General features: G+C 36.3%; 21 protein-coding genes. 16 read left to right on the forward strand and 5 right to left on the reverse strand.

Going from position 1 to position 24484, the window contains the following annotated elements:
* Positions 1-293: 293 nt before the first annotated feature.
* From scpC to HX004_RS12435, 5 genes are all read left to right on the forward strand, one after another.
* Positions 294-1799: a succinyl-CoA:acetate CoA-transferase ScpC gene (scpC, locus tag HX004_RS12415; protein ID WP_286442877.1), complete on the forward strand. Its 1506-nt coding sequence runs from the start codon at positions 294-296 to the stop codon at positions 1797-1799.
* Positions 1800-1912: 113 nt separating this feature from the next.
* Positions 1913-2758 (forward strand): substrate-binding domain-containing protein, encoded by an 846-nt coding sequence (locus tag HX004_RS12420; RefSeq protein WP_286442878.1) that lies wholly within the window; start codon positions 1913-1915, stop codon positions 2756-2758.
* 18 nt (positions 2759-2776) lie between these two features.
* Positions 2777-3718 (forward strand): transglutaminase domain-containing protein, encoded by a 942-nt coding sequence (locus tag HX004_RS12425; RefSeq protein ID WP_286442879.1) that lies wholly within the window; start codon positions 2777-2779, stop codon positions 3716-3718.
* A gap of 20 nt (positions 3719-3738) precedes the next feature.
* A complete protein-coding gene (locus HX004_RS12430; protein WP_286442880.1) occupies positions 3739-4122 on the forward strand; it encodes a DUF423 domain-containing protein in 384 nt (127 codons plus the stop codon).
* 19 nt (positions 4123-4141) lie between these two features.
* On the forward strand, positions 4142-4831 hold the full coding sequence (locus tag HX004_RS12435; RefSeq protein ID WP_286442881.1) for a DUF4369 domain-containing protein: 690 nt from the start codon (positions 4142-4144) through the stop codon (positions 4829-4831).
* Between the two features lie 80 nt (positions 4832-4911).
* Here the strand turns inward: HX004_RS12435 and HX004_RS12440 are convergent, their stop codons facing one another.
* Together HX004_RS12440 and HX004_RS12445 are read right to left on the reverse strand one after the other, a co-directional pair.
* Positions 4912-6243 carry an NCS2 family permease gene (locus HX004_RS12440; RefSeq protein ID WP_286442882.1) on the reverse strand — a complete coding sequence of 444 codons (1332 nt, stop codon included), beginning with the start codon at positions 6241-6243 and terminating at the stop codon, positions 4912-4914.
* A gap of 71 nt (positions 6244-6314) precedes the next feature.
* Positions 6315-7283: a quinone oxidoreductase family protein gene (locus HX004_RS12445; protein ID WP_286442883.1), complete on the reverse strand. Its 969-nt coding sequence runs from the start codon at positions 7281-7283 to the stop codon at positions 6315-6317.
* Between the two features lie 176 nt (positions 7284-7459).
* Here HX004_RS12445 and uvrA point away from each other — a divergent pair, with 176 nt between their 5' ends.
* Together uvrA and HX004_RS12455 are read left to right on the forward strand one after the other, a co-directional pair.
* A complete protein-coding gene (gene uvrA / locus HX004_RS12450; protein WP_286442884.1) occupies positions 7460-10294 on the forward strand; it encodes an excinuclease ABC subunit UvrA in 2835 nt (944 codons plus the stop codon).
* Positions 10295-10301: 7 nt separating this feature from the next.
* Positions 10302-11024: an LOG family protein gene (locus HX004_RS12455; protein ID WP_286442886.1), complete on the forward strand. Its 723-nt coding sequence runs from the start codon at positions 10302-10304 to the stop codon at positions 11022-11024.
* Positions 11025-11098: 74 nt separating this feature from the next.
* On the opposite strand, the gene rlmD is transcribed toward HX004_RS12455, so the two are convergent.
* Positions 11099-12511, reverse strand: a complete 1413-nt coding sequence (gene rlmD / locus HX004_RS12460) for a 23S rRNA (uracil(1939)-C(5))-methyltransferase RlmD (protein ID WP_286442887.1) — start codon at positions 12509-12511, stop codon at positions 11099-11101.
* 394 nt (positions 12512-12905) lie between these two features.
* On the opposite strand from rlmD, the gene pfkA reads away from it, so the two are divergent.
* From pfkA to HX004_RS12480, 4 genes are read left to right on the forward strand one after another with little or no spacing between them, the layout of a single operon-like run.
* Positions 12906-13892: a 6-phosphofructokinase gene (gene pfkA, locus HX004_RS12465; RefSeq protein WP_286442889.1), complete on the forward strand. Its 987-nt coding sequence runs from the start codon at positions 12906-12908 to the stop codon at positions 13890-13892.
* Between the two features lie 26 nt (positions 13893-13918).
* Positions 13919-14920 (forward strand): type I glyceraldehyde-3-phosphate dehydrogenase, encoded by a 1002-nt coding sequence (gap, locus tag HX004_RS12470; RefSeq protein WP_286442890.1) that lies wholly within the window; start codon positions 13919-13921, stop codon positions 14918-14920.
* A 13-nt stretch (positions 14921-14933) separates the two neighbouring features.
* Positions 14934-15779 (forward strand): BadF/BadG/BcrA/BcrD ATPase family protein, encoded by an 846-nt coding sequence (locus tag HX004_RS12475; protein ID WP_286442891.1) that lies wholly within the window; start codon positions 14934-14936, stop codon positions 15777-15779.
* A 7-nt stretch (positions 15780-15786) separates the two neighbouring features.
* Positions 15787-16152 (forward strand): methylglyoxal synthase, encoded by a 366-nt coding sequence (locus tag HX004_RS12480; protein ID WP_286442892.1) that lies wholly within the window; start codon positions 15787-15789, stop codon positions 16150-16152.
* A gap of 157 nt (positions 16153-16309) precedes the next feature.
* Here the strand turns inward: HX004_RS12480 and HX004_RS12485 are convergent, their stop codons facing one another.
* Together HX004_RS12485 and HX004_RS12490 are read right to left on the reverse strand one after the other, a co-directional pair.
* A complete protein-coding gene (locus HX004_RS12485) occupies positions 16310-16693 on the reverse strand; it encodes a Rid family detoxifying hydrolase (protein WP_286442893.1) in 384 nt (127 codons plus the stop codon).
* Between the two features lie 12 nt (positions 16694-16705).
* On the reverse strand, positions 16706-19399 hold the full coding sequence (locus tag HX004_RS12490; protein WP_286442895.1) for a putative LPS assembly protein LptD: 2694 nt from the start codon (positions 19397-19399) through the stop codon (positions 16706-16708).
* Between the two features lie 123 nt (positions 19400-19522).
* On the opposite strand from HX004_RS12490, the gene HX004_RS12495 reads away from it, so the two are divergent.
* From HX004_RS12495 to HX004_RS12515, 5 genes are all read left to right on the forward strand, one after another.
* Positions 19523-20665 carry an N-acetylmuramoyl-L-alanine amidase family protein gene (locus tag HX004_RS12495; RefSeq protein ID WP_286442896.1) on the forward strand — a complete coding sequence of 381 codons (1143 nt, stop codon included), beginning with the start codon at positions 19523-19525 and terminating at the stop codon, positions 20663-20665.
* A 58-nt stretch (positions 20666-20723) separates the two neighbouring features.
* Entirely contained in the window at positions 20724-21653 is a 930-nt protein-coding gene (locus HX004_RS12500; protein WP_286442897.1) for an MlaD family protein, read from the forward strand.
* A gap of 64 nt (positions 21654-21717) precedes the next feature.
* Positions 21718-23043, forward strand: a complete 1326-nt coding sequence (locus HX004_RS12505; protein WP_286442898.1) for a 4Fe-4S dicluster domain-containing protein — start codon at positions 21718-21720, stop codon at positions 23041-23043.
* A gap of 57 nt (positions 23044-23100) precedes the next feature.
* A complete protein-coding gene (locus HX004_RS12510) occupies positions 23101-23892 on the forward strand; it encodes a (Fe-S)-binding protein (RefSeq protein WP_286442899.1) in 792 nt (263 codons plus the stop codon).
* A gap of 2 nt (positions 23893-23894) precedes the next feature.
* Positions 23895-24380 carry an ABC transporter ATPase gene (locus HX004_RS12515; protein ID WP_286442900.1) on the forward strand — a complete coding sequence of 162 codons (486 nt, stop codon included), beginning with the start codon at positions 23895-23897 and terminating at the stop codon, positions 24378-24380.
* Positions 24381-24484: the final 104 nt, after the last annotated feature.

Below are 24484 nucleotides of genomic sequence, written 5' to 3' on the forward strand. Positions count from 1 at the left end.
GTTAAAAACCCTTGTGATGTGTTGTATTTCGGTCTGTTTTTTTAAATATTCCGAAGAAAAACACAGGGAAAAATAGTGATGAATAAACAGGAAGGGATGGTTTTTTCTCTTTTTGAGAAGGATACTAAGGTTAAATTATGATTATCATTTTATTGTCTTAAAATTTCGATTAGATTTATAATTTTTTATATTAATTGGAATGTATAATCGTATAAATTGGACTATGTGCTTAAAAACTTGTCAAATATTAATAAAAAGTTCTATTTTTAAGCAGCTAATAAAACGATTGAGAAATGACAACAGAAGATTCTAATTTGGACAGAATCAAGTTCGGTCCGTATAGAGATCGAATTCTATCTGCAGAAGCAGCAGCCTTATTAATTCACGATAAAGCCATTGTAGGAGCTAGTGGTTTTACTAAAGCAGGAGATAGTAAATCCGTTTTACCTGCTTTTGCTCAAAGAGCAGCAAATGAAAAAGTAGCCATCACTTTAATTACGGGGGCTTCTTTAGGGCAAACAACAGATGCTGATTTGGCCAAAAACAACGCTTTAATCCGAAGAATGCCTTTTCAAGCGGATTCTGATTTAAGACATGCAATCAATAGCGGTCAGGTAAAATACATAGACCAGCATTTGAGCGAAACAATTGAACAGTTACAAGAAAAACATATTCCTCAAGTTGAAATTGCTATTATTGAAGCAACCTATATTAATGAGGAAGGATTTATTATTCCAACAACCTCTATTGGAAACTCGGCTTATTTTGCAAGTGTAGCTAAAAAGATTATTATTGAAATTAATACAGCTATTCCTTTAAGTGTGGAGGGGATTCACGATAATTGTGTACCGATTAAACAACCGCGAAGAGAAATGATTCCGATTCACACGGTAAAAGATCGCATTGGCGAGTCTTTTATTCGTTTAGATCCAGAGCGCGTGGTTGCTGTTGTTTTCTCTAGTATTGAGGATACTCCAGCTATTTTGCCAGAACCAGATGTGAAAACAACTGCAATATCAACGCATTTGTTAAACTTCTTTGAAGCTGAGGTGAAAAAAGGCAATCTAACCGATGCTTTATTGCCTTTGCAAGCAGGTATTGGAAAAGTAGCGAATGCTGTGTTGACAGGATTCATCGATGGTCCGTTCAAAAATTTAACCATGTATTCAGAAGTATTACAAGATAGTACATTTGATTTGATTGATTCTGGAAAAATGACGTTTGCCTCAGGTTCTTCGATTACCGTGACGGAAGCTTGTTATGAGAAAATAATCAACAATTTTGATCAATACAAAGATAAATTAGTATTGCGTCCGCAAAATATCAGCAATGCACCTGAAATAATCAGAAGATTGGGAATTATAGCCATCAATACGGCGATTGAATTTGATATTTATGGAAATGTAAATTCTACGCATATCAGTGGAAGTAAAATGATGAATGGGATTGGTGGATCTGGAGATTTTGCCCGAAATGCGTATTTGAGTATTTTTGTAACACAGGCAGCTTCAAAAGAGAATAAAATTTCTCATGTACTACCTATGGTCTCTCACGTAGATCATACCGAACACGATGTAGATATTTTAGTTACGGATCAAGGTTTAGCTGATTTACGTGGTTTATCGCCTCGTGAACGAGCGGAGGTAATTATTGAGCATTGTGTGCATCCGGATTACAAACAAGAACTAAGAGATTACTTTGAACGCGCGAAAGAATTAGGTGGGCATACCCCTCATATTCTCGAAGAAGCGTTTAAATTTCATACACGTCTAAAACAAACAGGTTCTATGAAATCATAGCCATCAAAATCTCTACAAACTTTGTAGAGATTTTTTTTTCTTCTATGCGATTTCCCAATTGTGAAGACGTACTTTTTACTATCTTAGCAGTAAAATGTATAGGACTTATAAAAATGAAAGAAGTTAGACTTGTTGGAGTACCCGAACACTTTAATTTACCTTGGCATTTATGCTTAGAAAATGGAGAGTTTAATGCTGTTGGAATTGATGTACAATGGAAAGATATTCCAGAAGGAACGGGTAAAATGTGTCAGATGTTGCGCCAAAATGAAACGGACTTAGCCATCATTTTATCCGAAGGAATTATTAAAGACATCGCCGCTGATAATCCTACTTCAATCATACAAGAATATGTAGCATCTCCTTTGTTGTGGGGCATTCACGTAGCTGCAGATTCACCTTTTCAATCTGTGGCAGATTTAGAGCATAAACGCATCGCAATTAGTCGATTGGGATCGGGTTCGCATTTGATGGCGATTGTGCATGCGAAACAAATGAATTGGAATTTAGATACCTTGGAATTTGTTGTAGTAGACACCTTAGACAAGGCGGTTGTTGCGCTACAAAATAAAGAAGCAGATTACTTTATGTGGGAGCGTTTTATGACACAACCTTTAGTGGATCAACATATATTTAGAAGAATTGGAGAGTGTCCAACACCTTGGCCGTCTTTTCTGTTAGTAGGGCGTCGGGATTTTATTCAACAGAACCGCGCTTTAGTTGACAATTTATTGGAAGTGATTAACGCTACAACAGCAGAGTTTAAGTTTATCCCGAGTATCAATCGAACGCTAGCTGAACGATACAATCAAAAGGTAGAAGATATCAACACTTGGTTGTCTTTAACGCGATGGTCACAAAAACAATTGTCCGAAGCAAATTATAAGAAAATACAAAAACAACTCGTCGATCTTCAACTCATCGACACACCAAAGCAATACGAAGAAATTAAAATGTAATTTTTTTCTGATTTACAGATGAACAATCAAGAAGTACAGATTATTAAAAAGAAAAAGAAATGGTATGAGTACCTGAGAATTCCTTCTCCATGGGACTATATCATTATCTTTATATTGAACGTACTCCTTACGATTCCTATATTCATTATTGTACACCAAAATATTATTGATCCTGAATGGCCATATCATTTGGATCGTATCTTGCTCTGTATAGTGATATTAGCAGTCTTTCAGTTTATTTTATCTAAATTGAAGACCATACTGTTTATTTGTATATTGGCATATTTAGGGATTTTCTTTATCGGAACTTCTCATGAAGATTACGATCTGGAGTCGATCTTTGAGGATTATCGCGTGATGATTTATGCCATGGCAAGTACTCAAAATCCACAAGATTTGATCATATCAAAGCTATTGCCTTTCCCTAATAAGTCTAAAGTAATTAAGGCTATTGAATACGATAACCCTAAGGTTAGAAATTTTGCGTTATTAGCAACGGCAAAGAATTTTTCTAAAGTTCAGGGGTATGGTGAATACAGACAAATTATTCAGTGTATGGCTATTTTTAAAGAAGTCCGTACACGTTGGAATTACGTCAATGATCCAAAAGGAAGAGAGTATATTGCTACTGCTTCAGAATCCCTCATTCACTTTTCAGGTGACTGTGATGATTACTCTATTTTAATGGCTGCTTTAATCCGTTCTATTGGAGGAACTCCTCGTTTGATACACACCAAAGAACATATGTATCCAGAAATGCTAATTGAAAATAAAGCACATCTAGAGAAGGTTATTTTCTTGATTAAAGAGGTATTGTTTGTGGAGGAAAGTAAAGGAAAAGAAGTACATTATCACGTAGATGAACGCGGGCAAATCTGGTTGAACCTCGATTATACGGCTCGTTATCCCGGAGGGCCTTTTATGTCTGAAGAAATCTTAGGGCAGTTGACCTTGAATTAAATGATAGAAAATTAAATACAATGGATATTACAAATACAACAGCTTTATTTGCAGGAAGCATTTTCGGTGCATTGGCTATTATATTCGGTGCTTTTGGAGCACATGCCTTAAAAAAACACATGGATACAGAGCGATTAGAAAGCTTTGAAACAGGGGTGAGATATCAAATGTATCACGCTATTTTACTGTTGGTCATTGGGATTTTGCCTCAACGAGAATATACCTATTATGCAGCGAATCTAATTATATTAGGTGTAATTCTATTTTCTTTTAGTATTTACGGTTTGGTGTTAAGTGCGACCTTCGGTAAAAAAATAAAAGTATTAGGACCTATTACTCCTATAGGAGGATTAGCTTTGGTTGCAGGGTGGATTATGTTATTTTTGGCTTTTTTGTCTTTGTAACTACTTAAAATAAAATGCGATGAAAAGATATAAACAATGGCTATTGCTAGGAATTGCAATAGTGCTTACTGCTTGTACTTCAAAAAATCAGTTTGAAATTGAAGGAACTCTAGTCAATATTCCAGATGGAGAAATGGTTTATTTGAATAAAGTGGATGAAAACCATGCCGATGAATTAATTAAACTGGATTCTGTAGTGGTAAAAAACGAGGGATTTAAATTTGCGGGAAAAGCAGAATATCCAACTTTGGGCTATTTGTCGTTTCGCAATCACAAAGGAAGAATCCCTTTGTTTATTGAAAGCGGAAAAACGCAAGTACATATGGATTTGTCTAATTTTACTTCTTTCGATTTGAAGGGAACACTTAATAATGAAATGCTAAGTGAGTTCGAACGAAATTTAAGTCTGTATAAATATAGTTTACTCTCTTATCAAGGAGAACAACAAAGTGTGTACATGGAAGCTATGAAACAGAAAGATGAGGCTAAAATGCAGCAAATCTTACAAAAGTATAAGAAAATGCAAGAGGATCAACAAGTCTTTATTGCCAATTATTTAGAGCAAAATGAAGCTTCATTAACGGCTCTTTATTATTTGTATTATACGAGTAAAGATGATTTTTCTCCATTGAAAAGGGTGTATGACAACCTATCAGAAACAGATAAAAAATCGAATTTAGCGCAATTAGCAGTTGAAAAAATGAAATAATCGTAAGAGATAAAAAAAAGCCCTAACAAGAATTCTTGTTAGAAATGCCCCAAAAAGTTAGACACTTTTCGGGGCATTTTTTATAGGGCATCTAAAACTATTTTGATGATGAATAAGAGGGAGAGGACATAAAGTGTCGGACTCACGTCTTTGTGTTTTTGTGTACCTACTTTAAAGAGGGTGAAACTCAGCATACCAAATACAATACCTTCTGCAATACTATAGGTAAAAGGCATGAAAACAATGGTGATAAAAGCAGGGAGAGCTTCTGAAAAGTCAGAAAAATCAATATTCACGACAGAGCTAATCATAAATAAACCCACGATAACTAAAGCAGGTGCTGTTGCCGCCGCTGGGATTATTAGAAACAATGGTGCTAAGAAAATCGATAAGGTAAACATACAAGCCACACTTACGGCAGTTAGTCCTGTTCGTCCCCCAGAGGCTACTCCTGATGCACTTTCTACATAAGAAGTAACAGAACTTGTACCCAATATTGAGCCAAAAGTAGTTCCGATTGCATCAGTTAATAAGGCTTTTTTCATCTGAGGGAAATTGCCATCCTTATCTGCAATTCCCGTTTTTGAAACAACGCCAATTAACGTTCCAATCGTATCAAATAAATTGACAAATAAAAAGGTGAAAACGACAATCACCATATCGATAGAAAATACACTAGAGGCTGATTCTGGTGAAATTAAAAAAGACAAGGCCTTTCCAAAAGTAGGTTCCATCGAAGGAGGTGTGGTAATTAAGCTTGTTGGTAAATGAACATCACCTAATATGACACCAAATAGTGTAGCAACAACGATTCCAATTAAAATTGAACCATTGACGTTTTTAATGAGTAGGATTCCTGTAATTAATAATCCAACTAAGGCAATCCAAACACTGTGTTGGCTAAAATCACCTAACGTTACTAAGGTATTGGGATTACTAACGACAATACCAGCGCTTTTTAATCCGATTAAAGTAATAAAAAGCCCAATCCCAACGGGAATCGCTTCTTTTAAAACTTTTGGTATATTGTTGACAATGAGTTCTCGAATATTAAAAATCGTCAATACAAGAAAAACCAAACCAGCTAAAAACACACCTGTTAGAGCAAATTCCCAACTATACCCCATAGTCAATACTACAGTATAAGCAAAAAAGCTATTTAAACCCATACCTGGAGCTTGTGCAATAGGTAACTTGGCAAGGAATCCCATTAATAACGTAGCGCAAACGGTTGCTAGAGCTGTAGCCATAAAGACGGCTTGTTTATCCATTCCTGCATCTGCTAGAATATTTGGATTAACAACCAAGATATAAGACATGGTTAAGAAGGTAATCACGCCTGCCATCATTTCTTTTTTGATGGTGGTATTGTGTTTACTCAACTGAAAGTAATTTTCTAAAAAGGTTTTCATTGTGTTGTTGAATTAGCGAACAAAAGTAGTGAGTTTTGACTGAAAAGTCACAGCTGAAATGAAAGCAAAGATTAGATGGTGATGACCAAGCGAAAACCGCGATCAATAGGTTTGTTCCATACTTTTTCAATATCTTCTAATGGATGCACTTCCGTTTGGATTTTTAATTTCCCCTGTGCGGCCAATAAGAACATTTCAGGTAAAATAACCTTATTGAAGACAATGAGTTCTTCTTTGGTTAAACTTCCAAATCCCGATCCCATTAATTGGATATCTGTACTGCGCAGAATAGCCGAAGTCAATTGAATTTCTTTGCCAGCCATGTCTCCCGCAGTTACTATTTTTACTGTTGAAGCTAATTGATGAATATCATGACCTTTGAACGCATTTAAAATGGCTTGGAAGGGTTTTCCCCATAAGTAATCAATGACAACATCAATCGGTGTTTGTTGATGTATAGCTCTTATTTGTGCTGTTAGCTCTTCTTCATTTTCAGATAAAACGAGTGTTTGCGTTGCACCATAGGCTTTCAATTGTTCTAAAATAGCTTGATTTCTTCCTGTAACAATGATTTCTTTCGCTCCGTAATGCTTGGCAATTTGTACGCCTACTTGTCCAGTTACTCCAGTAGCACCATTGAACAGTACATTTTGACCTTCTTGCAATCTAGCGCGAATGATTAAAGGCATCGCAGAGCCTAAAACAGCATTGGGTAAGGCTGCTGCAGTGGCATCGTCTACGTTTTTAGGAATTGGTGTATAATTGCTAGAGATAATTGCTTTTTCGGCAAGCATTCCTGTTATTCCTTGACCGTATACTTTTGTTCCATCTTCTAAATAACCTACACCATCATTGCCCACAACAGCGGGTAAATCAGTATAACTGGCATAGTGTTTACCACTTGCTCTGGCTTTGTCTAAATTCTTTACGGCAGCAGCAGTAACGCGTAATAGGTGTTGACCTTCTGCTCGTGCCTTGGGTTCTTCTATCTCTCCAAATTTAGGCACCTGACCTAATTCATATAAAATGGCTCCTTTCATGAGAATCTTTTTTTGCGAGATAAAAATACGATTTTTAAAAGTAGGAGAAGGAATTGTATCGAATTAAAAACAAGAAGAATCAAGCTGTTAAATAATGCTAAATCACATCAAAACAATAGAACTGTAGATTACATAAAATGAGATTAATATGTATCTTTGTTTTTTTGCACAAAATTATGTCTAAAGTAGAAGATTTTATTGAAGTTTTAGGAGCTCGAGTTCACAATCTAAAAAATATTGATATCCGTATTCCACGAGAGAAACTTGTTGTGATTACTGGATTATCAGGCTCTGGTAAATCATCCTTAGCTTTTGATACAATATATGCAGAAGGTCAACGTCGCTATATTGAGACGTTTTCCGCCTATGCAAGACAATTTTTAGGTGGTTTAGAACGACCAGATGTAGATAAAATTGACGGATTATCTCCTGTAATTGCCATTGAACAAAAAACGACCAATCGCAGTCCTCGATCAACTGTAGGAACAATTACGGAAATCTATGACTTTTTGCGCTTGCTTTATGCCAGAGCAGGAGAGGCGTATAGTTATAATACAGGAGAAAAGATGGTCAGCTATACGGATAGTCAAATCCAAGAGTTAATTCTTCAAGATTTTAATGGAAAAAAAATCAATATTCTCGCTCCAGTAGTGCGTTCGAGAAAGGGGCATTATCGCGAATTGTTTGAGCAAATCGCCAAACAAGGGTTTCTGAAGGTGCGCTTAGATGGAGAAATCAAAGATTTAGAATACGGCATGAAGGCGGATCGTTACAAGACACATGATATTGAGATTGTAATTGATCGCTTGGCTATTGACGATAAAGAACAAACAGCACAGCGTTTGGCTGAGAGTATTCAGACCGCTATGTATCACGGTGATGATACGATTGTAATCCTAGATCAAGAAACACAAGAAGTGCGTTTCTTTAGTCGCCATTTGATGTGTCCAACTTCGGGAATTTCGTATGCAAAACCAGAACCCAACAACTTTTCTTTCAACTCTCCTAAAGGGGCTTGTGAGGCTTGTAATGGGTTGGGAACAGTACATGAAATCAATTATCACAAAGTGATTCCAGACGCATCTCTTTCTATTAAAAAAGGGGGATTAGCGCCGCTTGGACCTGAAAAAAATACTTGGATTTTTAAACAGTTGGAAACAATTGCACAACGCTATAATTTCAAGTTAGCCGATGCTATTAAAGATATTCCCAAAGAAGCTATGGAGATTATCCTCAATGGAGGACAAGATAGCTTTACTGTAGAACATAAAGTAGCCGGGATATCTAAAAATTATAAAATTGATTTTGAAGGAATCAACAACTTTATTAAAAGTCAATTTGAAGAAAGTGAAACCGCTTCGATTAAACGTTGGGCGAAGGAATATATGGATGAAATTGATTGTCCTTCTTGTAGTGGAACGCGTTTGAAAAAAGAAGCCTTATACTTTAGAATTGCAGATAAAAATATAGGTGAATTAATTCAAATGGATATCGAACATTTGATTGAGTGGTTCGCTAATATAACAGAAAAACTTTCAGACAAACAAAAGAGTATTGCTGAGGAAATTCTGAAGGAAATCAATACAAGATTGTCCTTTTTGAAAGATGTGGGATTAACGTATTTATCGCTAAACCGCAGTTCGAGAACCTTATCTGGAGGAGAAGCGCAACGCATTCGCTTGGCCACTCAAATTGGTTCTCAATTAGTAGGGGTGCTTTATATTTTAGATGAACCGAGTATTGGATTACATCAACGAGATAATGAACGCTTAATAAAATCATTAGAATCACTACGCGATATTGGAAACTCTGTTTTAGTTGTGGAGCACGACAAGGACATGATTGAGCGAGCTGATTATGTAATTGATATCGGTCCCTATGCAGGAAAACGAGGAGGACAGATCATCAGTACAGGTACGCCAAAAGAATTGTTGAAAGAACACACGATCACGGCAAAGTATTTGAATGGAGAATTAGAGATTGCGGTTCCTAAGGAACGAAGAAAAGGAAATGGAAAGAATCTGAAACTGGAAGGAGCAACTGGAAATAACCTGAAAAATGTAACGATTGAAATTCCATTGGGAACTTTAACCTGTGTTACAGGAGTGTCAGGATCGGGTAAATCTACGTTGATTAATGGAACGCTCTATCCGATTTTGAATAACCACTTTTTCAATGCAGTGGCGAAGCCACAACCGTATAAAAAAATCAGTGGTTTAGAGCATATTGACAAGGTAATTGGCATTGATCAAAGTCCGATTGGACGTACACCAAGATCGAATCCAGCTACCTATACCGATGTGTTCTCTGATATTCGAAATCTATTTGCACAAACAACGGAAGCTTCTATACGAGGATATAAACCCGGGCGATTTAGTTTTAACGTGAGTGGCGGTCGTTGTGATACCTGTGAAGGATCTGGAGTTCGCACGATTGAAATGGGTTTTTTACCTGATGTATACGTAGAATGCGAAACCTGTCAAGGAAAGCGATTTAATCGCGAAACACTAGAAATTCGATATAAAGGCAAATCGATTTCTGATGTATTGGAAATGACTGTTGCTGATGCGACGGAATTCTTTGAAAATATTCCAAAAATCTATCGCAAGTTGAAAACTATTAACGATGTTGGTTTAGGGTATATCACGCTAGGACAGCAAAGTACTACGTTATCTGGAGGAGAAGCACAACGTATTAAATTGGCAACAGAGTTATCTAAAAAAGATACGGGTAATACGTTCTATATTTTAGATGAGCCAACAACAGGATTGCATTTTGAAGATATTCGCGTATTGATGGATGTAATTAATACTTTGGTAGAAAAAGGAAATACAGTGCTGATTATCGAACACAATTTGGACGTAATCAAGTTAGCCGATTATATTATTGATATTGGATATGAGGGTGGGGCGAATGGCGGTGAAGTCATGGCAAAAGGAACACCAGAACAAATAAGTAAAGTGAAGAAGAGCTATACGGCTCACTTCTTAAAAAATGAACTTAAAAAATGATTGAATTATGAAAGAAATTTTAGGAAATGAAGAGGAGAAAATCCAAGAAAAATTCAAGCAAAAGTCTTGGACAGAGATAAAAACGAACGATTCGTGGGGGATTTTTAAAATCATGTCTGAGTTTGTTAATGGATATGAGAAAATGGGGCGAATTGGTCCGTGTATTTCTATCTTTGGTTCAGCAAGAACAAAAAAAGAAGATCCCTATTATAAATTAGCAGAAGAAATCGCGTTCAAAGTAAGTAAGGCTGGTTATGGCGTAATTACGGGTGGTGGACCTGGAATTATGGAAGCAGGTAATAAAGGAGCTCACTTAGGACAAGGCGTATCTGTAGGGTTAAATATTGAATTGCCATTTGAACAACACTTTAATCCGTATATCGATAGTGATAAAAATATTCAGTTTGACTATTTCTTCGTGCGTAAAGTGATGTTTGTCAAATACTCACAAGGATTTGTTGTCATGCCTGGTGGATTTGGAACACTGGATGAATTGTTTGAGGCAATTACGCTGATCCAAACTAAAAAAATTGCCAAATTTCCAATTATTTTAGTGGGAACTGATTTCTGGGGAGGAATGTTAGACTGGATTAAAAACGTATTATTGGAGAAATATTCAAATATTTCACCTGGAGATATGAACTTAATTCAATTAGTAGATACAGCAGATGAGGTAGTAGAACGTATTGATGCTTTCTATAAAAAGTATACCTTAAAACCAAACTTCTAGTTGAAAGGGACAATAACAAAAAAATCCAGTGCAATTTGCACTGGATTTTTTTTGTTATAACGTAGTTATATTCTTTATTTTAATTCCAATTGAACCACATTTTCTACGTGATGAGTTTGTGGGAACATATCCACTGGACGCACTTTCGTTACTTTGTATTTTGCATCTAATAGAGCTAAATCTCTAGCTTGAGTAGCGGAATTACAACTTACATAGACAATGCGTTTTGGTGCTACTTTTAAAAGCATATCCACAACATCTTTGTGCATTCCATCTCGCGGTGGATCGGTAATAATTACATCAGGATGACCGTGTGTAGCAATGAATTCATCGTTGAATACATTTTTTATATCTCCAACAAAGAAATCACAGTTGGTAATAGCATTGCGCTCTGCGTTGATTTTAGCATCGGCAATCGCCTCTGGTACAGCCTCTACACCTACTACTTTTTTCGCTTTTTTAGAAACAAATTGCGCAATAGTTCCCGTTCCTGTGTATAAATCAAATACTAATTCATTCCCCGTTAATTCTGCATAATCGCGCGTAATCTTATACAATTCGTAGGCTTGATCAGAATTGGTTTGATAAAAAGACTTCGCATTGATGCTGAATTTTAGTCCTTCCATCTCCTCTAAGATATAGTCGCGTCCTTTGTATAAAACAACATCTTGATCGTAAATAGTATCGTTGGCTTTGCCATTCACTACATACTGTAAAGACGTAATCTCAGGAAATGTTGCAGCTAAGTGATCCAATAACAATTCTCTTTCTTCTTGGTTGTCATAGAAGAATTGTATCATCACCATAATCTCTCCAATTGAGCTTGTGCGAATCATTAATGTACGCAATAAACCTTCTTGTTCTCTTCGATTGAAGAACGATAGGTTGTTTGCATTGGCAAATGCGCGAATCTCATTGCGGATAGCATTGGAAGGATCTTGTTGCAAATGACATTTTTGAATGTCTAAAATTTTATCCCACATTTTAGGAATGTGGAATCCCAACGCGTTTTCTTTGCCAATTTCATCTCCACTAGCAATCTCTTCTGGGGTTAACCAACGCGCATTAGAGAAAGAAAACTCCATTTTATTTCTGTAAAACAACGTTTTTTCAGAACCTAAAATAGGTTCAAATTCAGGTAGTTCAATTTTACCAATGCGTTTTAGGTTATTCTGAACTTCTTGATTTTTATAAAATAATTGCTGTTCGTAAGACATATTTTGCCATTTACACCCTCCACAAGCGCCGAAGTGTTGACACACAGGCTCAATGCGGTTTTTGGAATAGGTGTGAATTTTGATGGCCAATCCCTCATAATACGCTTTGCGCTTTTTAACGGTTTGAACATCAACAACATCTCCTGGAACAACATTGGGAATAAAGATTACTTTCCCATCAGGAGCCTTAGCTACCGAAACGCCTTTTGCACCTGCATCAAGGACTTCTACGTTTTCGAATACGATTCTTTCTGTTCTCTTTCTTTTCATGCCACAAAAATAGCTTTAATTTCTTTTCGTCGGATTTTTTTGTCTTTTTCTATTTAATCATTTCTATTTAGTTACTTTATTGATTATTAGTGTGTTGTGTTTTTGTTTGATAAGTAATGACTAATTTATATTAATTCTATTTAATGAAGGTGGATCCATATTAATATAAAGTTGAGATCACGGGTCATTTGTCCTATGTTGACTGTATTTTTTTGACTAATTTGATGACTGTTATAAGAGAAAAGAACATTTGATTTAGTACTAAAAATTATCCTTGATTTTACTTGGTTACATAAAGTCAAGATGAGTTCAATAACAAATACCCAAATAAATCGCAATTATGGATTGATTTAATCTAGGGTATTCCTTAAATTTACTAAAAAGAAAAGTAATTATGAGTAACCTTATAAGAAAGATAGGGGTTTTGACTTCTGGTGGAGATGCACCAGGAATGAACGCAGCAATCAGAGCGATTGTCCGTACTTGTTCCTACCACGATGTGATGTGTGTGGGTGTATTTCGTGGGTTTCAAGGTTTAGTAGAAGGTGATTTTGAAGTATTGGGACCTCGCGATGTGAATTACATCATTAACAAAGGAGGAACGATCTTAAAGACGGCACGTAGCAATGCCTTTCGGACAGAAGAAGGAAGAAAAGCTGCCTATGATAATCTCAAAAATGCACAAATTGACGCTCTGATTGTCATTGGTGGAGATGGTAGTTTTACTGGAGCTATGTTGTTGAGCAAAGAATTTGATATTCCAGTAATGGGAATTCCTGGAACGATTGATAATGATATAAATGGAACAAGTCATACGATTGGTTTTGATACGGCATTGAATACGGTTGTTGATGCGGTGGATAAAATCAGAGATACTGCAAGTTCCCATAAAAGATTATTCTTCGTTGAGGTAATGGGACGCGATGCAGGACATATAGCATTGAATGCTGGAATTGGAGCAGGAGCGGAGGAAATCATTATTCCAGAGGAGAATTTGGGCTTAGATCGTTTGCTAGAATCACTAAAAAAGAGCAAATTATCAGGTAAGTCATCGAGTATTGTCATTGTAGCAGAGGGGGAAAAACTAGGTAAAAACGTTTTTGAACTTGGTGAATATGTAGAAGAGCACTTACCTGAATATGAAGTTCGCGTATCTGTTTTAGGACATATGCAAAGAGGAGGGGCTCCTTCCTGTTTTGATCGCGTTTTGGCCAGTCGTCTGAGCGTAAAAGCAGTTGAAACACTCTTAGAAGGAGGTAAAAACTTCATGGTTGGTTTGATTAATGATCAAGTTGCGCTGACTCCTTTAGAAAATATCGTAAAAGGGCATACAGCAGTTGATGCAGAATTGTTGCGCGTATCCGATATCATTACAATTTAAGTATAGAATTTAATAAAAAAGCAAATATGAAAACAAGAGTAGGTATTAATGGGTTTGGACGCATAGGGCGTCTAATGTTAAGAGAGGCAGTTAAACGAAACGATATAGAGATTGTTGCCGTAAACGATTTAATGGCAGTAGAGCAATTAGCTTATTTGATTAAATACGATTCTGTGCACGGTCGTTTTGACGGTACAGTAGAGGTTGTTGATGGACATCTAATTGTCAACGGAAAGGAAATTCGAGTTACAGCAGAACGCGATCCTTTGTTGTTGAAGTGGAATGAAGTAAACGTTGATGTTGTAGCAGATTGTACAGGGGTATTCAAGGATTTAGAAGGATGCCAAAAACACCTTGATGCCGGAGCGAAAAAAGTATTGATTTCATCTCCATCGCCAGATGCTCCAATGTTTGTTATGGGAGTAAACGAAAAACAATTAAAAGCAACGGACACGATAATTTCTAATGCTTCATGTACAACCAACTGTTTGGCACCCTTAGCTAAAGTATTAAACGATTCATTTGGTATTGTTGAAGGATTGATGACAACGATTCACGCCGCTACAGCCACTCAATACACAGTTGACGGACCTTCTAAAAAAGATTTTAGAGGAGGACGTTCCGCTTTAGTTAATATTATTCCCGCTTCTACGGGAGCCGCAAAAGCCGTGGGAAAAGTTATTCCGGAATTAAAAGGCAAAATTACGGGAATGTCTATGCGTGTACCAACAGCAGATGTGTCTGTGGTTGATTTAACTGTAAAATTGGCTAAGTCAACGACTTATGAAAATGTAATGGCGGTTTTAAAACAAGCAAGTGAAAACGAATTAAAAGGAATTATGGCGTTCGTTGAAGATGATGTAGTTTCTCAAGATTTCGTCTCAGATCCACATACTTGTATCGTAGATGCAAAGGCGGGTATTGCTTTGAATGAAACTTTTTATAAATTCGTTGCTTGGTATGATAATGAATATGGTTATGCTGCTAAAATGGTAGATATGGCTGTATTGTTAACTGCAGTAAAGTAATACTATAAAGCAAATGAAAATAATCGTCGATAGCGGTTCTACAAAAGCAGATTGGATCTTTTTTGATCAAGAAAATAAAGTACTAACTTCGGTGACAAGCCTTGGGCTTAATCCCGAAGTTATTACTTTAGAGGAGTTTCATACTCGCGTAAATACAGTGCCTGATATAGCTAAAAACAAGGATAAAGTTACTCAACTTTATTTTTACGGATCGGGTTGTGGCTCGAATAGAAGTAAAACAACTGTACGCGATTTTTTTACATCCTATTTTACTAATTGTCAATCAATCAATGTACACGAAGATACATATGCCGCAGTTTATGCAACAGTTGGAAAAAGTGAAAAAGGGATCGTTTGTATTAATGGAACAGGATCTAATGTTTCATATTACGATGGAGAAATAATCCATCAAAAGGTGCAGTCTTTAGGTTATATGGCTATGGATGATTGTAGTGGAAGTGCTTTGGGACGATTGATGATTAAAGCGCTGTTCTTAAATTATATGCCTGTAGAATTAGCAAAGAAATTCACGCAAAAATATGATTTAGATGCCGATGTAGTAAAGTATAACTTTTACAAAAAAGAAAATCCGAATGCGTATTTAGCTTCTTTTCTACCATTCTTAATTGAACATAAGGACCATGCTTTTTTTCAAGCGATGATTCAAGAACAAGTGGTGTTTTTTGTTGAGCACTATATTAAAAGTCATCCAGAATCAAGAAATATACTAGTACATTTTGTAGGGTCGGTGGCTTATTTTTTACAAGATGAATTTAAAGCTGTTTTGCAAGAAAACGGAATCGCGATTGGAAAAATCATTCAGAAACCCCTGGATGGGTTAATTGATTATCACAAATAAAATACAAATGGAAATAGCTATAATTGCCCATGATGGTAAAAAAGATGAAATGCTGACGTTTATCAAAAAGAACCGAGCAATTTTGTCAAGAGAAGGAGTAGCCTTGATTGCTACTGGAACAACGGGTGGAATTGCACAGAGAGAAGGTTTTGAGATCAAGCGTATGCTTTCAGGACCATTAGGAGGAGATGCGCAAATTGCAGCTCGTGTAGCAGAAGGAAAAACCCAAATGGTATTGTTTTTTAAAGATCCATTGGGAAAACACGCCCACGAACCTGATATCAATATGTTACTTCGCGTTTGCGACGTACACAATGTACCTTTGGCAACGAATGAGGCAAGTGCGCAGTTGTTGTTAAATGCGATAGAGTAGGTGGTTGTATGTTGTTTGTTGTATGTTGTATGTTGTTTGTTGAGTTCTTACATCTCAACGCCTCAACAACAAACAACAAACAACAAACAACTCACGACAAACAACTCACGACAAACAACAAAATAAAAAAGAAGGTGCCTTTTGGGCACCTTCTTTTTTATTTTGTCGCAATCATTGAAATTTCAACGTTTACATTACGTGGTAGTTTTACTACTTGTATGCATTCTCTCGCAGGCGCTGTTTCCGCTTGGAAAAAGCTACCGTAAATCTCATTTACTTTTGCAAAATCATTCATGTCTGTTAAGAAGATTGTAGCTTTTACTACATGTTCAAACGTCATATTTGCTGCGGTTAGAATAGCATTTAAATTAGCCATTACTTGTTTTGCTTCATCTTCAATTCCAGTTGTAACTAAAGTTTCTGTTGCTTGGTTGAATGGAATTTGACCAGAGATGAATAATAAATCACCAACTAATACCGAATGGTTATAAGGACCGATTGGTTTAGGTGCTTGATCTGAATTTATGATTGTTTTTTTCATGCTTATATGGTATTAAAAATAGCGTTTATCTGGTGCTTTTCGTTTTTCCCACTTGATGTCACTTAACATGGACGACTTGATTCCGATAAAGAATCCCCAACTGGTATATGTTCCAATAGGAACCCAAGTGAAGTCCATGCGCCAACTCAATAAATCGCGTTCGAAGCGGAATTGAGTAAAGGTAACTCCTTTTTGTACAAAGTCATAACCCGAAGAAAAACCAACTTTCCATCGCGGAGTAAGTTCTATATTTCCAGACATCATAACGGAATTGTTTGAAATCTCGTTTTGACGGGCAGAGTTGTTATAGGTTAGGGAATAAGCAAAGGTTAAGTCCCAAGGAATTTTAGCGTTGTAAAACCCTTCAAAAGGACGATCTTCTTTGTTGTTGTCAAACATACTTTGACGATTATCACCTAGATTACCTGCTTGTCCGAATAAATCATCTCCACGTCCACCATTGTCAATCGAATTTTGATTTGGTTTTTCTTTATTTCCAAATAAGGGATCATTGCTGTTTAACGACCAGTTAACGGTTACGTTCGCACTCGTTAAGCGGAATAGACTTCCTCCGTTGTTGATGTTAAACATATCAATACGTTGGTTGTTGTTGTTTAAAGCATAAGGATCTAAAGTTGCCCCAATGTTGATTTGCATTTTGTCTTTAAAGAGTGCAGTTCCCGTAGAAACACGCATAGGTGCCCATTTAAGAGAGTCTGCAGACATATTATAACTGGTAGAGAGGTTTAAGCTATTTAAAAGCATGAGTTTTCTAAAACCATCTTTTTCTTCGTCGTCACGGATTTTTGCCTCAAAGGTGTTACTTAATCCCATATTGATCATATTGGAATTTGTTCGACCTGGTGCTCCAAATAATCCTCCTTGAAAACGCGTATACTCCTGCATAGTTAATCCAGTAGCATCTATACTATAGGTATCGTAATACTTATCGAAACTTGGGGTATATGAATACCCTACGTTCGGACGCATAACGTGGCGAATAGCTTGAATTTTGCTGTCCTTGCTGAAGTTAAACGTACCGTAGATAGTTGTTCCAATATTGGTGCTTAAATTATAAGTGCTAAAGCGATCAAACCCGTTTACACGGACGTCTTCTACTCGATTGGTCTGCGGATTATATTCTTTCTTTATGGTGTTAAAAACCCAAGTTTCGTTATACGTACCCCCTGCAGAAACAGAAAAATATTTAAATAGTTTAAAGTTTGTCGTGATAGGTATTGTATGTTGAAAACCAGAATTTAAACTGTCAAACATCGGCTGTTTGAAAAAATTGTCTTCGTGAATATCTACGCGGTTTTCTCCTCTTAAGTTGTACGAAAGGTTTAAGTTCTTAATTAATCCTTTTTTCGAACCGTTTTTAGGCGCGAAAGGGAACATACGATCCACACTCGCTTGGAGTGTTGGCAACGACATATTTACTCGACCTGTATTGGTAGATTGAGAGTGTGTAGCCGAAAGGGACATATTTACTTGTGGTGTACTCTCAAAAGTTTTAGAATAACTAATGGACGAGTTCATCGTATTGTTTAACGAAGCACCTACGTTATAGGAGTTATTCGATTGTCTAAAGTATTGACCACTACCCATGTTTACGGAAGCTGAAAAACGCGATCCCGGATTTGATTTAGCGTCTTGGGAGTGGTTCCACTGAATGTTGTAAATTGTACTTTTTTGATAATCAGGAAGTCCTCTTTCACTGAAAATGTTGTTTTCATAGCGGATTAATACGCGTCCGTTGTATTTATAGCGCTTCGCATAGTTACTGTTCGATCGCAAGGCCCAGCTTCCGTTGGTGTAATAATCCCCTTGCATGGTTAAGTCAACCTTATCACTAATCGCAAAGTAGTATCCTCCATTTTGTAAGTAATATCCTTGTTGATTTGTTTCTCCCACACTTGGAATGATAAAACCTGATTCTGCTTTTTCAGACATGGGGAAAAAAGCGAAAGGCAAGCCCAGTGGAGTAGGAACATCTGCAATAACCATATTGGTTGGACCTACAACAACTTTTTTATTTGGTACAAATTTTACTTTTTTTGTCTTGAAGTAATATTCTGGATCATCTAAATCTTTAGCCGTTGTAAAGATTACATCTTGCATGAAATACACCGAGTCATTCTCTTTTTTTGTCATCCCCGATTTGATGTTGAACTCCCCTTGAGAGGTTCTAGATTGCCAAACCAAAGCACGTTGTGATTTAGTGTTGTATACAATCGAGTCGGGTTCAACTACTTGTCCTCCTTGTTTGAAAACAGGAGCTTGACTTAGATTCCCTAAACTATCTTTAATTCGACCCGCATAAATTTGATTCTGCTCATAATTGAACACAATAATTCCAGCAGTTAATTCGAAATCTTGATATTTGATTTCTGCTTCGTTGAATAAGGTAATTTGTTTTTTCTTTTGATCAAGCTTATTGTAGTCTTTGGCTTTGCGGTATACAATATCTTCTAAATATCCCTTGGCGGGAGGTTTAATACTGTCTTTTGGAGTCTGAACTGAAGGTAAAGAATCTTGGATTGGGACAATAGTATCTGTGTCTAAACCAGGGAGTAGTTTAGAGTCTTTGTTGTTGACTTTCAGTGAAGTAGTTGTTTTGTTGAACTCCTGAGCTTTTACTCTAGGGAATGAAAATACCCCTAAAACGAACAAAACTATGACGATATTGAAAATATTAGTACGCAAATCTATGAATATGTGCTATTTTTGTAAAATCAAACCCGTTGTTTTTAACGTGTCAAACTTACATATATTTTTTCTGAAAAATGTAATTTAATTTATATTAAACGAATTCTAAACGACTTTTTTATGAACAATAGCGTTGCTAAATTACTATTGGTTTTTTCTTTCCTATGTATTACAGTTGCTGCCTTAGGGCAAAATAAGAAATTTAAAGTAGTCTTAGATCCAGGCCATGGTGGAAAAGATTCGGGGACGAATCATTTGAATAATGTCGAGAAAGACATTGTGTTAGCCGTTGCTTTAGAAACTGGAAAAATTCTGGAAAAGAACAAAGATATTGAAGTGATCTATACGCGTGATAAAGATGTTTTTGTTGAGGTAAAACAGCGTTCTGTTATTGCCAACGACAAAGGTGGAAATGTTTTTGTTTCGATTCACTGTAATGGAGTTGATGGAAACGCAGCTTATGGAACGGAAACCTACGTAATGGGTTTGAGTAAAAACAAATCCAATTTAGATGTAGCGAAAAAGGAAAACTCCGTAATTATGATGGAGGATGACTATAAGACGAAGTATGCTGGTTTTGATCCTAAAGCACCAGAATCAATTATTGGATTAACGTTGATTCAAGAGGATTATGTTCATCAAAGTATCGACTTGGCGAGTAGAGTACAAGATGGATTTACTTATGATTTAAAGCGCAAAAACAGAGGAGTAAAACAAGGACCTTTCTGGGTATTACATGGAGCTTTTATGCCGAGTATTTTAATTGAGTTGGGATTTGTTTCTAATAAGGATGAAGGGGCGTATTTATCATCGAAAAAAGGACAAAAAGAATTGGCAGAGTCAATTGCTAAAGGAATTATAGCCTATAAAAATGCGTATTATGGGGGAGATGCAACCGTGAGTATTAATCCTGCAGATGAAGCACCTGCTAGAACTTCTACCACAACTTCAACTAAAGCAGAGAAAAGCAAAGGGAATACAGAGAGTACTTCTGGAAAAACAACTGTAAAAGGTGTGATTTTTAAAGTTCAAATCGCCGCAAGTTCACGTGTGTTAGAGTTGAAGCCGAAAAACTTCAACGGATTGAGTAATGTAACAATGGAAAAAGCAGGCAAGATTAACAAGTATTTTTACGGTCAGACCTCCGATTATAATGAAGCTAAAAAACGATTAGAAGAGGCTAAAGCCAAAGGACATAGCTCTTCTTTTATTGTTGCTTACAAGGATGGTCAGAGTATTTCTGTTGAAGAGGCATTGAAATAAACACTGCTTTTTATAAAATAAAAGTTTATTTTTGCGTGTTATATAAAAATATAGAGTTTTGAAAATATCTAGAGAAATTAAAACAGCTATTTTAGTATTAGGAGCAATTGCTTTATTTATTTGGGGATATTCTTTTTTAGATGGAAGAAATCTTTTTGATAATAGTACTAAATATTATGTTGAATACGATAATGTTGAGGGACTGACAACATCCTCTAATGTTACAATTAACGGCTTAGTAGTAGGTAAAGTCTCTCGTATTAATATCAATGCACAAACGGGTAAGTTGGTGGTTGAATTAATGATGACTCATCCCATTGATATTGCAAAATCAAGTGTGGCAACGATTTATTCTCCAGGATTATTAGGAGGAAAGGGAATTTCTATTGATCCAAAATTTGGAGATACAGATTACGCTGAATCAGGGCAATACTTAAAAGGAACCGTGCAATTCGATATCACAGAGAAGTTAGTAGGGGAGTTAGAACCACTGAAAACTAAACTTGATGAAGTATTAGTTAATGCTAATGCGATGTTAGTAGCTATTAATGGAGTGTTAGATGAGCAAATGCAAGCGGACCTTAAAACAAGTGTTACCGAATTAAAAGGAACATTAGCAGGAGCAAATAAATTGATGAATGGAATTGAACCTCAATTAAAAGGGACGATGACGAACTTGAATGTTATGAGTAAGAACTTTGTAGGACTTTCTCAAGATTTAAGTGAGTTGGATATTAACGGAACATTTGCTAACTTACAAAGTGCTTCTGCCAATATCGATAAGCTTTTAGCAGATATCGAGAGTGGAAACGGTTCCGTAGGAAAGTTATTAAAAGACGAAGAACTGTATAAGAACTTGACAGGAGCCTCAAAAGAATTAGAAGAATTGATGCGCGATTTGAAAGAAAATCCGAAACGTTATGTTCACTTTTCTTTATTTGGTAAAAAGGCGACACCTTACCAAGAGAAAGAGGAGAAAAAGGAATAACAGAAATTTAGAACCAATCTAACCAAAAAAACTAACAACTTTACAGAAACAATTTATTACAACTATGCAGTATTTAGGCCAAGCATTATTTTTAGTATTACTTATCGCTGGATTTGGCTTCTTTATTCGAAATGTAAAGAAATTAATTCGCAACATTAAGTTAGGTCGAAAGATTGACCGCACCGATAGACCTAAAGACAGATGGCGCAACATGATTCGCGTTGCTCTGGGGCAATCGAAGATGGTAAAACGTCCTATTCCTGCTATTTTGCACATTTTTGTGTATGTAGGATTTGTAATCATCAACATCGAAATGTTAGAAATTATTGTTGATGGATTATTTGGTACACACCGTGCGTTTAGCTTTTTAGGTGTAGTTTATGATGTCTTAATCGCTTGTTTCGAAGTATTGGCATTCCTTGTTATCTTTGGAGTTGCTGTTTTCTGGATTAGAAGAAATATACTGAAATTAAAACGTTTAAACCAACCCGAATTAGAAGGTTGGGCGAAACGTGATGCGAATAATATTATTTACATCGAATCTATTTTGATGGTGTTCTTTTTGGTAATGAATGCAGCAGATTACTATTTACAATTAAATGGTTATTCTCATTATAATGCGGTAGGATCATTCCCTATATCTGGTTTAATAAGCCCGATATTTAATGGAATGGATTTTACAACAGTGGCATTTATTGAACGTTTCTGCTGGTGGGCACATATTATTGGAGTAATGTTCTTCATGAATTATTTATACTATTCTAAACACTTACATATTTTCTTAGCTTTCCCGAATACGTATTATGCGAATTTAGAGCCACAAGGAGAATTTGATAACCTAGAATCAGTAAAGAACGAAGTAGCTTTGATGATGGATCCCAACGCAGATCCCTTTGCAGCTCCAGCGGAACCAGTAGGTGAGCCAGAAAAATTCGGTGCTCAGGATGTAATGGATTTGAACTGGGTGCAATTGATGAATGCTTATTCATGTACCGAATGTGGTCGATGTACTTCTTCTTGTCCACAAAATACAACAGGGAAAAAATTGTCTCCACGTAAAATCATGATGTCAACGCGTGATCGTTTGGAGGATGTAAGTAAAATATTAGATGCAAACAATGGAACGTTTGTAGATGACGGAAAAACACTATTAAACGATTACATCACACCAGAAGAATTATGGGCGTGTAATACGTGTAATGCATGTGTGGAAGAATGTCCAATCGATATTAGTCCTTTGTCAATCATCATGGATATGAGAAGATTCTTGGTGATGGAACAAAGTGCTGCGCCAATTGAATTGAACAATATGATGCAGAATATTGAAAATAACGGTGCTCCATGGCAGTATAACCAAATGGATCGCTTAAACTGGAAGGACGAAAACTAATTAACTAACAAGATAAATTGACAACAGCTGTTGATTTTAAATAGACACCAATAAATTATGTCAGAAAATTTAGTAGTGCCTACAATGGCCGAAATGATGGCAAAAGGAGAACAACCGGATGTTTTATTTTGGGTAGGTTGTTCAGGTAGTTTTGACGATAGAGCAAAAAAAATAACAAAAGCATTTGTAAAATTGTTGAATAAAGCGAACGTATCATTCGCTGTATTAGGTACAGAAGAAGGATGTACGGGAGATCCTGCAAAACGCGCAGGAAATGAATTCGCCTTTCAAATGCAAGCGATGATGAATATCCAAGTATTAGATGGGTATGAGGTAAAGAAGATTGTAACGGCTTGTCCTCACTGTTTTAATACGTTGAAAAATGAATACCCTGGTTTAGGAGGACAATATGAAGTTGTGCATCATACACAGTTTTTAAAATCTTTACTAGATGAGGGAAAACTAACAATCGAAGGTGGAAGCTTCAAAGGAAAACGCATTACCTTCCACGATCCGTGTTATTTAGGGCGTGCAAACAGTGTTTTTGAAGCACCTCGTCAATTGATTGAGAAATTAGATGCCGAATTGGTTGAAATGAAACGTTCAAAATTGAATGGTTTCTGCTGTGGGGCTGGTGGAGCTCAACTGTTTAAAGAACCAGAGCACGGAAGCAAGGAAGTACACGTAGAACGAACAGAAGAAGCGATTAATACCAATGCGGAAATTATCGCTGCGGGTTGTCCTTTCTGTAATACCATGCTTACAGATGGTGTGAAGTTTAAAGAAAAAGAAGGTGAAGTCAAAGTACTTGACGTAGCCGAATTAATTGCAAATGCAGAAGATCTATAACTATGTTTAAGCCTTTTGAAGAAATGCCTGATCATTCCAGAGTTTGGATTTATCAGTCAAATAGAAAATTTTCCGATGAAGAAGTAGAGGAAATTGACACCGTTATGCGCCAATTTACGGAAGAATGGGTAGCGCATGCGACGCCCTTGACTGCTTCATATGAAATCAAATACAATCGCTTTATTATTTTAGCGGTTGATCAGGATATACATCCAGCATCAGGTTGTTCAATCGATGCCTCTGTGCGTGTGATTCAAGATATCGAACAGAAATACAACGTTGATTTGTTAGATAAAATGAATGTGACGTACAAAACAGGTGAGTTTATCGCGTTTAAAACCGTAATGGAATTTAAACAAATGGTAAAGACAAAAGCAGTATCTGCAAATACCATTGTATTCAATAACTTAGTGAATGACTTAGGTGAATACCGCGAGTATTGGGAAGTACCTGCAGAAGAAAGCTGGCATAGCCGCTTTTTTAAATAAGAAGCTTTATACATTTATATAAGATAAAAATCGTCAAATTTTGACGATTTTTTTTATGCTTCTAACTAAACTCCTTTTGATAGTATAAAGAAGTTGATGCTGTG

This window comes from Myroides sp. 1354, from assembly GCF_030324495.1.
In the GTDB taxonomy this organism is placed as follows: Bacteria; Bacteroidota; Bacteroidia; order Flavobacteriales; family Flavobacteriaceae; genus Flavobacterium.

Coding starts and splice junctions, on each gene's coding strand:
- HX004_RS12445 (WP_286442883.1), bottom strand. CDS start 7,283: ATGAAAGGAGCCATTTTATATGAATTAGGTCAGGTGCCTAAATTTGGA.
- HX004_RS12420 (WP_286442878.1), top strand. CDS start 1,913: ATGAAAGAAGTTAGACTTGTTGGAGTACCCGAACACTTTAATTTACCT.
- HX004_RS12455 (WP_286442886.1), top strand. CDS start 10,302: ATGAAAGAAATTTTAGGAAATGAAGAGGAGAAAATCCAAGAAAAATTC.
- HX004_RS12510 (WP_286442899.1), top strand. CDS start 23,101: ATGTCAGAAAATTTAGTAGTGCCTACAATGGCCGAAATGATGGCAAAA.
- HX004_RS12440 (WP_286442882.1), bottom strand. CDS start 6,243: ATGAAAACCTTTTTAGAAAATTACTTTCAGTTGAGTAAACACAATACC.
- HX004_RS12425 (WP_286442879.1), top strand. CDS start 2,777: ATGAACAATCAAGAAGTACAGATTATTAAAAAGAAAAAGAAATGGTAT.
- HX004_RS12480 (WP_286442892.1), top strand. CDS start 15,787: ATGGAAATAGCTATAATTGCCCATGATGGTAAAAAAGATGAAATGCTG.
- gap (WP_286442890.1), top strand. CDS start 13,919: ATGAAAACAAGAGTAGGTATTAATGGGTTTGGACGCATAGGGCGTCTA.
- scpC (WP_286442877.1), top strand. CDS start 294: ATGACAACAGAAGATTCTAATTTGGACAGAATCAAGTTCGGTCCGTAT.
- HX004_RS12485 (WP_286442893.1), bottom strand. CDS start 16,693: ATGAAAAAAACAATCATAAATTCAGATCAAGCACCTAAACCAATCGGT.
- HX004_RS12430 (WP_286442880.1), top strand. CDS start 3,739: ATGGATATTACAAATACAACAGCTTTATTTGCAGGAAGCATTTTCGGT.
- uvrA (WP_286442884.1), top strand. CDS start 7,460: ATGTCTAAAGTAGAAGATTTTATTGAAGTTTTAGGAGCTCGAGTTCAC.
- rlmD (WP_286442887.1), bottom strand. CDS start 12,511: ATGAAAAGAAAGAGAACAGAAAGAATCGTATTCGAAAACGTAGAAGTC.
- pfkA (WP_286442889.1), top strand. CDS start 12,906: ATGAGTAACCTTATAAGAAAGATAGGGGTTTTGACTTCTGGTGGAGAT.
- HX004_RS12505 (WP_286442898.1), top strand. CDS start 21,718: ATGCAGTATTTAGGCCAAGCATTATTTTTAGTATTACTTATCGCTGGA.
- HX004_RS12435 (WP_286442881.1), top strand. CDS start 4,142: ATGAAAAGATATAAACAATGGCTATTGCTAGGAATTGCAATAGTGCTT.
- HX004_RS12475 (WP_286442891.1), top strand. CDS start 14,934: ATGAAAATAATCGTCGATAGCGGTTCTACAAAAGCAGATTGGATCTTT.
- HX004_RS12515 (WP_286442900.1), top strand. CDS start 23,895: ATGTTTAAGCCTTTTGAAGAAATGCCTGATCATTCCAGAGTTTGGATT.
- HX004_RS12495 (WP_286442896.1), top strand. CDS start 19,523: ATGAACAATAGCGTTGCTAAATTACTATTGGTTTTTTCTTTCCTATGT.